This window comes from Bacillus sp. JST-5 (assembly GCF_057747715.1).
On record NZ_JBYLHW010000072.1, the window covers coordinates 1 to 12,703 of the forward strand.

At 33.2% G+C, this 12,703-nt stretch carries 6 protein-coding genes and 1 pseudogene; 6 read left to right on the forward strand and 1 reads right to left on the reverse strand.

The features are described from left to right. The first annotated feature begins 209 nt into the window (after positions 1-209). The 5 genes from cdaA to AC3ASS_RS12090 all read left to right on the forward strand — a co-directional run bounded on the left by cdaA (position 210) and on the right by AC3ASS_RS12090 (position 7,165). A complete protein-coding gene (cdaA, locus tag AC3ASS_RS12070; protein WP_488283776.1) occupies positions 210-1,043 on the forward strand; it encodes a diadenylate cyclase CdaA in 834 nt (277 codons plus the stop codon). Next, complete coding sequence (locus AC3ASS_RS12075; protein ID WP_488283777.1) at positions 1,036-2,268, forward strand: CdaR family protein; 1,233 nt, start codon at positions 1,036-1,038, stop codon at positions 2,266-2,268. Before cdaA ends, AC3ASS_RS12075 begins: the two co-directional genes overlap by 8 nt. 32 nt (positions 2,269-2,300) lie before the next feature. Next, positions 2,301-3,647 carry a phosphoglucosamine mutase gene (glmM, locus tag AC3ASS_RS12080; protein ID WP_488283778.1) on the forward strand — a complete coding sequence of 449 codons (1,347 nt, stop codon included), beginning with the start codon at positions 2,301-2,303 and terminating at the stop codon, positions 3,645-3,647. Positions 3,648-4,091: 444 nt separating this feature from the next. Continuing rightward, positions 4,092-5,894: a glutamine--fructose-6-phosphate transaminase (isomerizing) gene (gene glmS / locus AC3ASS_RS12085; RefSeq protein ID WP_488283779.1), complete on the forward strand. Its 1,803-nt coding sequence runs from the start codon at positions 4,092-4,094 to the stop codon at positions 5,892-5,894. Between the two features lie 680 nt (positions 5,895-6,574). Then, entirely contained in the window at positions 6,575-7,165 is a 591-nt protein-coding gene (locus tag AC3ASS_RS12090; RefSeq protein WP_488283780.1) for a hypothetical protein, read from the forward strand. Positions 7,166-7,386: 221 nt separating this feature from the next. Here AC3ASS_RS12090 and AC3ASS_RS12095 read toward each other — a convergent pair. After that, a pseudogene (locus tag AC3ASS_RS12095) lies at positions 7,387-8,553 on the reverse strand (IS3 family transposase). Between the two features lie 175 nt (positions 8,554-8,728). On the opposite strand from AC3ASS_RS12095, the gene ileS reads away from it, so the two are divergent. Next, complete coding sequence (ileS, locus tag AC3ASS_RS12100) at positions 8,729-11,824, forward strand: isoleucine--tRNA ligase (RefSeq protein WP_488283781.1); 3,096 nt, start codon at positions 8,729-8,731, stop codon at positions 11,822-11,824. Positions 11,825-12,703: the final 879 nt, after the last annotated feature.

Here is a 12,703-nt window from a genome sequence, read left to right on the forward strand (position 1 = left end):
TACCGTAGTCATCTTATCGCTGCATAGATCGCAGTATCCCTTTTTTAAAAATTGTTTACTTTATAGGGCGCAGTTCACTTTTAGTACCACTTTTTTTATTAAAAGGCAAGTGTACGTATATGATAAAATTGAGAATAAGAAGACCTGTGTCTTTTATGGTATAATATTGAAACGATGATATTTGAAAAGTTGAGCTTGGAGGAAGCAGCATGCCATTTGCAAATTTCTTTGCAGATTTTACATTAATAGACTATCTGGCTAGTATTGTCGATTTACTAGTTGTTTGGTATGTCATTTATAAATTAATAATGGTGATTCGGGGTACGAAAGCTGTCCAGCTATTAAAAGGGATTTTCGTTATTTTAATTGTAAAAGCCTTAAGTGATACGTTAGGATTGCATACTTTAGGTTGGATGATGGAACAGGTTATCACATGGGGATTCTTGGCCATTATCATTATTTTCCAACCTGAATTAAGACGTGCCCTGGAACAATTAGGAAGAGGAAAAATATTTTCCAGAGGTAGTCAACAAGAAGAAGAAGAACGAAAAAAATTGGTGGAAGCTATTTTTAAGGCAACAACTTACATGGCTAAACGAAGAATTGGTGCATTAATTTCGATTGAAAGAGAAACAGGTATGAGTGATTACATCGAGACAGGTATCCCTTTAAATGCCAATATTTCATCCGAGCTCCTCATAAATATTTTTATTCCTAATACACCATTACACGATGGTGCAGTAATTATACAAAAAAACCAAGTATCTGCAGCCGCATGCTATCTTCCATTATCAGAAAGTCCGTTTATATCAAAAGAATTAGGCACCAGACATCGTGCAGCATTAGGAATAAGTGAAGTAACAGATAGTTTAACCGTCGTTGTATCAGAAGAAACAGGTAGCATTTCTTTAACAAAAAATGGGGAATTACATAGAGATCTCTCTCAAGATGATTTCAAAGAGTTATTAAGCAACGAGTTATTGAAAAAAGATGAACTATCCTCAGCAGCAAAATGGAGCTGGAAGGTGAAAAAGAATGGATAAATTTATTGAAGGGAAATGGTTTTCAAGAATCGTTGCACTAATGTTGGCCATGCTGCTATTCACATCTGTGTATATGGAAGAAAATGAAAAAAATAAAGCGAGTGGAGAAAAGAACGATCCGGATGTAATTGAAGATGTAGAGGTTGAGGTCTATTACGATCGAGATAAATATGTGGTGACAGGTGTACCTGAAACTGTTGATGTTTATATTGAGGGTTCGAACAGCATTGTTCAACGCACCAAGGTCATCAAGGATTTTACTGTTTATGTTGATTTAACGAATGCAAAAATCGGTAATCAAAAAGTTGATATAAAATATCGAGATATTTCTGACCAATTAACGGTTGTAATTAAACCATCTACCGTTACAGTAAATGTACAGGAAAAAATTACAAAAGAATTTGAAGTCGAAGGGGAATTTAACCAAGCGGTATTAGAAGAAGGCTATAAGGCTGAAACACCGATTGTTGAACCAAACACTGTACGAATTACTGGTGCTAAAGACATTATTGATAGAATTAGTTATGTCAAAGCAACAGTCAATATTGATGGACCTATAAATGAAACATTTACTCAAAAAGCAAAAATTCAAGTGCTCGATCGAGATTTGAATAAGTTAGACGTCATAGTAGAGCCAGAAAATGTAGAGGTTACTGTCCCGGTTATCTTACCTAAAAAGACAGTGCCAATCACTATAAAGCAAAAAGGTGAACCAAAAGAAGGAGTAATGATTAAAGAGATTAAACCTGAGGTGAATGAGATTACTCTACATGGCGGTAAAAAAGAGCTGGACAAAATTGAACGTCTAGAATTACCTGTTGACGTTACGGGGATTTCTTCCAATAAAAAAATAACAATTCCAATAGAATTACCGAAAGGAATTATCTCCTCCGAACCTGAGTCAATAACCGTTGATGTTATAGTAGAAAAAGTGGAGGAAGAAGCAAAACTATTGTCCAATCTAACAATTGAGCCAAAGGGACTGAGTGAAGGGTATTCCCTTAGCTTTTTAAATCCTAAAGAAGGCAAAACTTCTTTAAAAGTTTTTGGTCCTCTAAGTTACTTAAAAAATATTTCAAGTAGCAATATTCAACTTTACTTGGACTTATCGAAATACACAATTGGAGAACATGAAGTAGACGTTCAAGTAAAGGCTCCAAAAAATATAACTTGGGAATTAGCCATGACAAAAGCAAAAATTTCAATAACTGAAAAAAGTAACTGAATAGTGGAATTCAAAAAGGAGAGTATGCGTATATGGGTAAGTATTTTGGAACCGATGGAGTTCGTGGAGTAGCAAATAGTGAATTAACACCAGAACTAGCATTCAAGCTCGGTCGTTATGGAGGATATGTACTAACGAAAAACCATGACCGTCCTAAAGTATTAATTGGTAGAGATACTAGAATTTCAGGACATATGTTAGAGGGAGCATTAGTTGCTGGTTTATTATCTATTGGTGCTGAAGTTATGCGTTTAGGTGTAATCACTACACCAGGAGTTGCCTATTTAACTAAAGCTTTAGGGGCACAAGCAGGTGTCATGATTTCGGCATCTCATAATCCAGTTGCTGACAATGGAATAAAATTTTTTGGTCCTGACGGTTTCAAACTATCGGATGAACAGGAAGAACAAATTGAGATATTGTTAGATAAGGATATAGATGATTTACCTAGACCAATAGGTGCCGATCTTGGCCAAGTGAATGATTATTTTGAAGGTGGACAAAAATATATCCAATTTTTAAAACAAACAGTAGAAGAAGATTTTGCTGGAATTCATATCGCTTTAGACTGTGCCAATGGTGCTACATCATCGCTAGCCTCTCATTTATTTGCCGACTTAGAAGCGGATCTATCCACAATGGGGGCATCACCAGATGGCCTTAACATTAATGATGGGGTAGGTTCCACTCATCCTGAAGCATTGGCTGAATTTGTAAAAGAAAAAGAGGCAGATGTAGGTTTAGCTTTTGATGGTGATGGAGATCGCTTGATCGCCGTAGATGAAAATGGCGAGATTGTTGACGGCGACCAAATTATGTTTATTTGTGCCAAATACTTAAAAGAAGATGATCGACTAAAGCATTCTACCGTTGTTTCAACTGTGATGAGTAATCTAGGCTTTTATAAGGCACTCGAACAATATGGAATAAAGAGTGTACAAACTGCAGTAGGAGATCGATATGTCGTCGAAGAAATGAGAAAGAATGGCTACAATTTAGGCGGCGAGCAATCCGGCCATATCATCTTTTTAGACTACAATACTACAGGTGATGGTCTATTAACAGGTCTCCAACTCGTTAATATTATGAAAAAAACAAAAAAACCTCTTTCAGTTTTAGCTAAAGAATTAAAGAAATATCCACAAGAATTAGTGAATGTTAAGGTTACAGATAAATATAAAGTAATGGAATACCCTGAGATTAAAAACGTCATTGAAGAAGTGGAAAAAGAAATGAATGGCAACGGTCGGGTCTTAGTTCGTCCTTCAGGTACAGAGCCATTAGTTCGCGTAATGGTAGAGGCACCAACAGAAGAAGAGTGTAAATTCTTTGTGAATAAAATTGCGGATGTTGTAAAAAAAGAAATGGGAATGGAATAATGGTCTAATGATAGAAATATGCATAAAGGGGAACACATTTTTCCTTTTATGCATATTTTATTTTATATAAATTTCAAATTTGTATTTTAAATTACAATTATTGACGAATCAGGCTATTTAATGTAAGATAGTGATGCTCTGTTTTTTATACAGTGCTTTTTATTTTTATATAGAAAGGTGGGTAGGATTTAAAAACTTTCATAAAGCGCCTGAACTAAACGATTGGACGGAATAGTCGTTTAGTTGACGAGGTGGAGGTTTATCGAGTTTTCGGCGGGTACCTCCCGGCTTTTAGCACGGAGTCGATATGCTTCTTCTTGAAAACATTGAGGTGACTCAATGGACAAAAGAGGGAGAACGTGCAAATTAGATATAATCAGAGATAAGGGGGCAAGAATGCTCCCGAGCTTCTTGTCCCCTTTATATTAAGGAGGATAAAGAAGTATGTGTGGTATTGTCGGTTATATTGGAAATCAAGATACGAAAGAAATTTTATTAAAAGGTTTAGAAAAACTTGAATATAGAGGCTATGACTCTGCAGGAATTGCAGTAATAAACGATGATGGTGTACATGTATACAAAGAAAAAGGGAGAATTGCGGATCTTCGTTCTATTGTAGATGATTCAGTATTTGCTCCTGTTGGAATTGGACATACACGTTGGGCAACACATGGGGCACCAAGCAGAATGAATGCACATCCTCATCAAAGCAATAGCGAGCGATTTACTTTAGTTCATAACGGTGTTATTGAAAACTACTTACAGCTTCAAAAAGAATACTTATCAAACATTGAATTAAAAAGTGACACTGATACAGAAGTAATCGTTCAATTAATTGAAGTGTTTGCGAAAGATGGTCTTTCAACAGAGGAAGCATTTAGAAAAGTATTAAAATTAGTAAAAGGATCTTATGCGTTGGCGCTATTAGATAACGAAGATCATGAAACGATTTACGTAGCGAAAAACAAAAGTCCATTACTTGTGGGACTTGGAGATTCTTTCAATGTTGTTGCTTCAGATGCTATGGCTATGCTACATGTAACCAATCAATTTGTAGAATTAATGGATAAAGAAGTTGTCATAGTAAAAAGAGATGAAATAAAAATTTTAACACTTGATGGTGAAGTGTTAACAAGAGAGCCATTTACAGCTGAATTAGATGCTAGTGATATTGAAAAAGGAACATATCCGCATTACATGTTAAAAGAAATCGATGAGCAACCACTTGTTATGCGTAAAATCATTCAACAATATACGGATGAGAGCGGAGAGCTTACCATTGATCCAGACATAATCGAAGCATTAACTGATTGTGATCGTATATACATTATTGCAGCAGGAACAAGTTATCATGCTGGATTAGTCGGAAAACAAATGATTGAAAAATTAGCGAATATTCCAGTAGAAGTTCATGTAGCTAGTGAATTCGGATACAACATGCCATTACTATCTAAAAAACCACTATTTATTTTTATTTCTCAAAGTGGTGAAACAGCAGATAGTCGTGGGGTATTAGTATTAGTGAAAGAAATGGGCTATAAAGCTCTAACCATCACAAACGTTGCAGGATCAACTCTATCTCGTGAAGCGGATTATACACTATTGCTTCATGCAGGTCCTGAAATTGCTGTAGCCTCTACAAAAGCATATACGGCTCAAATAGCAGTTCTTTCTATCATTGCTGCCGTAACTGCAAAGAAAAAAGGCTATGAATTGCCGTTAGACCTTGTGAAAGAACTGGGAATTGTTGCAAACGCAATGGAAGGTCTTTGTGATGCAAAAGAGGAAATGGAGAAAATCGCTCGAGAATATTTATCAACAACAAGAAATTGCTTCTTTATCGGTCGTGCTTTAGACTATTACGTATGTTTAGAAGGAGCTTTAAAACTGAAAGAAATTTCTTATATTCAAGCGGAAGGATTTGCTGGTGGGGAATTAAAACACGGAACCATTGCATTAATCGAAGATGGAACACCAGTTATTGCGCTAGCAACACAAGAAAACGTTAATTTAAGCATTCGTGGAAATGTAAAAGAAGTTGTTGCTCGTGGAGCTAATCCATGTGTCATTTCCATGAAAGGATTAGACATGGACGATGACCGATATACAATTCCAGAAGTACACGAACTGCTTACACCTCTTATCTCTGTTGTACCATTACAACTAATTAGTTATTATGCTGCTCTACACCGTGGCTGCGACGTTGATAAACCAAGAAACCTCGCCAAATCGGTGACAGTGGAGTAAAAATAAAATAATGACTTTGAAAACCTTGATATAGCCAAAATATTTGCTATATCAAGGTTTTCATTTTTAATCAATATTTTCAGATTATAATTTAGATGCCTCCCGATTAGCTCCGTTTATGTCGAATATAACAAATATGGAAATCGGGACTTCACAATATATTTAGTAGAAAATATTTTGGTGCTCATACAACATTTAAAGAAATCAACCAACCCGTTTTATTTAATATTCTATAAAAGTATTTTGTATACAAAATTTGGAAAATTGAATAAAAAAGATTCATTTTTTGTATTTCACTATTAATTGAGAAACCTGTTGTTCAATTAGATTTCAATAAGAAACTTTCTAACAAATATTGTAAAAAATATTGACCTTAAATTTCATAATATTTATAATTTTTGTAAAAAGGTGTTTCGCAAAATTTTTTTACAATCCTAATACTACCTTCATTAATGTACGATCTCCTTAATTTTCCATGCGTCAACCAAAAAACATCATTACATCCTCATTTTGACCAAAGATTGGTTCGCATAAAATATCTTCTTCTAGGTCAAAACACTACATGACAGAATTTTCTTTGCGTGAGGTACTTATTTAACGATTGTTTGGCTATAAGATTACTGACGTATTTATTATAAATACCAGTAACCTTTTTATAAATTAGACAAAGGAGTATGAACATGTTTAAAAAAATCGGGATTGCTGTTATATTCCTATTAGCTTTAACATCATGTGATTCAAATTCTGCAAAAAAAGATGTAGTGCAAAGTTCTCACAAAGATAGTGAACAAACAATAGCAAATTATACGAACAACGAATCAAAAGAACAAAAGATATCATTAATAGATAAGATAAGACCCCCAAAATTTATCATTACACATTTTGATATGAATTATATAGAAGAAAAACATGAGATTTTTTTTAACATGAGCTATGAATTTGATTCAGAAATTTATGAGATATTAGCCACCGGTAATCAAGAATTGCATTTTATCCTTGAATATCCGGAAAATATTGTAGATATTATTAACCAAACACATAGTGATGCTATCAAAGCAGAAAAGCCATCTAACTTTAACACAAAGTATCAAGTAACATTTACTAAAAAAATAAAATTGACAGAAGATGATCTGGAAAAGATTAAAGAAAATATTTCTGGCTTTAATTTATTAATTGCAGATATTGAAAAAGACATTATTGCTAGGTATGTTGATTTGTATGGATTCAACCAATACGCCTCTGAAAAGTCTAAAAATAAAAACAAAAACTAGGAATAGGTTGTGGATCTACGTCAATATTTTGGACGCATATAAGTTAAGTTTTTTACTTTCTATCTCATGTTTAAAAATATACTTGAAGGCTTGACATGGAGCCTCTGCGGGCATGATTTCTAAGCCAGGAAGCCAGCTTACAAAAAACATTGCTGGCTAGCCAAAAAAAGGTATCATGCCCGCCTCTCCACGTAAAGCCGAACATTAATTGTTGTGCGTGCTTATACTACTTCACGTAGTGAATCTTCCATTTCCTGTGGAGTTTTGTAACCAATACTACCATGGATTCTTTTACGGTTGTACCAACCTTCTATATATTTAAATAGCGAAATATTCGCTGAATGAAAGTCGTAATATTGAACATGATTTACTTCTTCTTTCTTTCTTTAAAATAGCGTGAAAGGATTCCATACAAGCATTGTCATAAGGGCTGCCTTTATAACTAAAGGAATGTGTCATCTTAAACTCTTGAAACGTTTTAGCGAATTCATCGCTTGTATACTGTGTGCCGAGATCTGAATGGAATATCAACCCTTCACCTGGTTTCTGTGTATAATAAGCATTTTCTAAGGCTTTTGTAATTAAATCAGTTGTCATTGTGCGAGAAAGGGAATAACCGACTATCTTTTTTGTATGTAGATCCATAACGGATGCGAGGTAACACCAACCATCTTTTAGTGTATGAATATACGTAATATCGCCAACCCATTTTTCATTGTTGCTTTTCGTAGAAAAGTCTCTATTCAAGATATTTTCACGCTCTACAACCTTTTCTTTACTTGGAGCTGGACGGAATTTTTTCACAATAATAGACTGTATACCGGCTTTTTTCATTAATCGCTGAACACGCTTTAGGCTAACTTGATAACCCTCTTTTACTAATAGTTGATGGATTTTAGGTGCACCATAGCGTTTTTTACTTTCGCTATGAATCTCAATAATTCGTTTCGTTAATTCATTATTTTCCCGTTCACGATTAGATATAGTCTTGTTTAGTGACTTATAGTACGTACTTCTTGGTACATCAAGTACATCACACATTGTTTGAATAGGATGATTATCTTTTTGGTCGTTAATAAAATCAGTTAATTCATCGTCGTTTACTTTTTGGCGAATATGGCCATAGCCTTTTTTAATATTTCATTTTCCTCCTGCAAACGGAGCAATTGTTTTTGAAGTTTTGCATAGTCATCCGAAGTAATAGATGAGCCATCTTTTAATTCAACGGAAGAAAACTTTTTAATCCATGCATAAATAGTTACTTCAGAAACGCTATATTCGCTGCTTAAATCTCTAACAGATTGACCAGAGTAATATAATTCAACAACCATTTTACGAAAATCATCATTATACCGTTTTCCGTTATTTTCTTTATTTTTATGATTCATTGGACACATCCTCCTAAAATTGATTGTAATGACTTAACTAAGATGTGTCCATGAAACTATACTAGCATCAAACCTGAATTTTCGGTATATTTTAAATATAAACAAATTTGGTTATCTTATTATCTTTTTTTCTATACTGGAAGTTATAAAAATACTTTACTGGGGTGCGATTAAAATGGAATCTAATAATGGAAAGAAGGAAATAGTTTTGAGAGAAAATAGAATCCGCAAATTTTGGGAGGAGGATAATACCTTTCAAAAATCAATTAATATAAGAAGAGATCAGTCACCTTTCGTATTTTATGAGGGTCCGCCAACAGCTAATGGTTTGCCACATGTTGGTCACGCTTTTGGGCGGACAATAAAGGATGTTGTGGCCAGATATAAAACTATGAAAGGTTATTTAGTAGAAAGAAAGGCAGGATGGGATACACATGGACTTCCTGTCGAACTAGGTGTTGAAAAGGAACTTGGTATTTCAGGTAAAAAAGATATTGAAAGATACGGTATTGAGGATTTTATAAAAAAGTGTAAGGAAAGTGTATTTACATATGAAAAGAAGTGGCGTGAGTTCACTGAACTTTTAGGCTACTGGGTAGATATGGACAATCCATATTTGACTTTAAATAATGAATATATTGAAAGTGTTTGGTTTATTTTAAGTAAAGTTCATAAAGAAGGGTTGTTGTATAAAGGACACCGTGTATCACCATATTGTCCGAGTTGTCAGACAACATTAAGTTCTCATGAAGTTGCTCAAGGATATAAAATGGTGAAAGATTTATCCGTTACGGTAAAATTTAAACGTGTGGGAACTGATGATCATGAATATTTCTTGGGATGGACTACAACTCCATGGACATTGCCTGCTAATGTTTCACTTGCAGTTAATCCAACTATAAAGTATGTCCGTGTACAGAAAGATAGTAATATATATATCATTGCAAAATCTTTAGTTGAAAGAGTAATAGGTGAAAATGTAAAGATTTTAAGTGAACATTTTGGGTATGAATTTGAAGGAGTAAGGTATCAATCCCCATTTAATTATGTAACTGTTGAAAAAGGGCAATACGTAATTACAGCAGATTATGTATCCGAAGAAAGTGGTACAGGAATTGTTCATATTGCTCCTGCTTATGGAGAAGATGATTATAATGTTGTACGTCAAAATGATTTATCGTTTGTTAATGTAGTAGATCCTCAAGGTCGATATACTTCTGATGTTAAAGAACTAGCTGGAAGATTTGTGAAAGATTGTGATGTTGATATTATTAAAATTCTTTCAGAAAAAGGTCTCCTTTATAGTAAGGAGAAATATGAGCATAGCTATCCTCATTGTTGGAGATGTGATTCTCCATTAATATATTATGCAACCGAAAGCTGGTTCATTAAAATGTCCGCTTTAAAAGATAAGATGTTGGAAAATAATGAAACAGTAAATTGGTATCCGGAGCATATTAAATATGGAAGGTTTGGAAATTTTCTTGAAAACCTTAATGATTGGAATATTAGTAGAAACAGATATTGGGGAACTCCATTAAATATTTGGATATGTTCTAAATGTAATCATGAAGTAGCTCCAAGTAGTATTGAAGAATTAAAAAAATTGGCCATTTCTTCTTTATCGAACAATATTGATTTGCATAAACCTTATATAGATAAAATTCAATGTGTTTGTCCGAAATGTAAAGGTGCCATGTATCGAACTCCAGAAGTAATTGATGTTTGGTTTGATAGTGGATCTATGCCATTTGCACAATATCATTACCCATTTAGCAATGAAGAAAAATTTAGTTCACAATTTCCTGCAGATGTGGTCATAGAAGGAATTGATCAAACAAGAGGTTTCTTCTATAGTCTTCTTGCAGTTTCAACTCTATTTAAAGGTATTTCTCCTTATAAAAACGTTTTATCACTTGGTCATGTTGTCGATGAAAACGGGCAAAAGATGTCAAAAAGTAAAGGGAATGCTTTAGATCCACTTGATCTTATTGAAGAATATGGTGCAGATTCTCTTCGATGGGCATTTTTAGTTGATAGTTCACCATGGAGCTCAAAAAGATTTTCAAAGAAAATAGTACAAGAAGCAAAATCTAAATTAATAGATAGATTAGATAACATATTTAAATTTTATTCGATGTATGCAAACATTGATGGATATGTGCACAATGAGGAACAAAAAGGAGAGAGAACGATCTTAGACAATTGGGCGTTGTCTCGATTACACAGTACAATTAAGAAAGTAAATTATTTTATGGATGATTTTCAATTTACACTAGCAACAAGGGAAATAGCAACATTAGTCGATGAATTGAGTAATTGGTATATTAGACGTTCAAGAAATCGATTTTGGGCGTCTGGTATTTCACAAGACAAGCTAGCTGCTTATTCTACCCTTCATGAACTGCTAGTTTCTATTTGCCGATTATTAGCACCTTTTGTTCCTTTTGTTGCAGAAGATATACACTTAAAACTTTTAGGAGAAAGTGTTCATCTCCAAGATTATCCAGAGGCAAATGAAACTTTGATTAATAATAACTTAGAATATGAAATGAAAGTAGTACTGAAGATAGTTGAACTTGGTCGCAGTATTCGAAATACGAATAACTTGAAAGTTAGACAACCCCTACAACAAATGATAATTTGGAATAAAAAACAGGTATCTTTAAGCAACTATATAGATTTAATGAAAGATGAATTAAATATTAAAGAAATACTTTTTGTAGATGATTTATCGAAATTCCAAAGCACTAATATAAAGTTGAATTTCAAATCAGCAGGTGCGGCATTTGGTAAATTAACAAATGCTATTAAGAAGTATTTAGAAACGATGCCAAATAAGGAAAAAAATTTATTATTAGAGAATGGACAAGTCCAGATAAATGTTGAAGGTCAAAATATAACTTTATTGAATGAACATATTAATATTGAACATCACATTGCTTCTGATTTTGATATTGCAGGCGATGATCAATTGAAAGTTCTAATGAATATTAAACTTACACCACCATTAATAGAAGAAGGTTATATAAGAGAATTAATCAGGACTGTTCAAGATACTAGGAAAAAGTTGGGTTTACCGGTTGAAAAATATATATCAATAAATATTTCCGTATCTGATCTAAATAAAGAAAAAATTAAAAAATTTGAAAGTATAATAAAAGAGAATGTTCTCTTAAATCAAATTTACTATAACGAGACAGTAGATCAATTGAATAGTGTCGATGTTAAATTTGGTAATGAAATAATAAAAGTTACATTACTGTATTAAAAAATATAAGACTCGGATAATTAGTTAGTATCGAGTAATGTTAAAAAAATAGTCAAAAATAAATATACAAAACCTTTCTTTTATTAACTATCTCTCTATTAAAATCTTTTTCCTCTGCTAAAAAGGATTTTCCCTGCTATTAAAATGTTCCTCTCTGATGCAGCAGGCAAGAGAAAGTAGGGAAGTAGGAGAAGTAAAAAAATTTATCCATTCAATATAAGTAAGCATTAAGACTGGATCCAATAGAGATTCAGTCCTTTTTTATGCAATAATATTCTATACCTTGGTAATTTTATTCTTTCCAAAAGTTTGGAAGTACTTCTCCGTCAAATTTTATGAGGTGTTATTTTAAAGAATGATTCATTGTCTCTGTATCACACCTACTTTCAAACTATAGAGTATATTTATTATAGTTGTATGTATAAAAATTATATCGGACGTTTAAAGTTTTGGTAAAAAACAGTACACCAACGTTTTGCGTCTACCTTATAGTAGGGCCAGTTATTTCTTTTTAATAAAATGATAAAAAGTGCCTCAATCTCTTATCTAGAAAGAGATCCAAACATCCTTTCTCAATTTATTCTGTTATTTTTCTCACTGTATAATCCTGTAGGGCATATGGAAGGATTAATTACAAAAATACATAAAGGGTGATGCAATATGTTATGGGAAGTAAGAAGTAAGGTTTGGGTATGAAAATATTTTTTTGAAGGTAATAGTGCAGATGAAGAAGAAAGAAAGGTGTATGAGAACTATGGATTAAAAGCAATAAAAGTATATCCTGTGAAATTGGATTAATTAAGGCTCTATACTAAATGTGGTGGTCATGCTTATCATCTCAAGGGCAGAGATGGATTTACAAAAAGTGATAAAAAAATA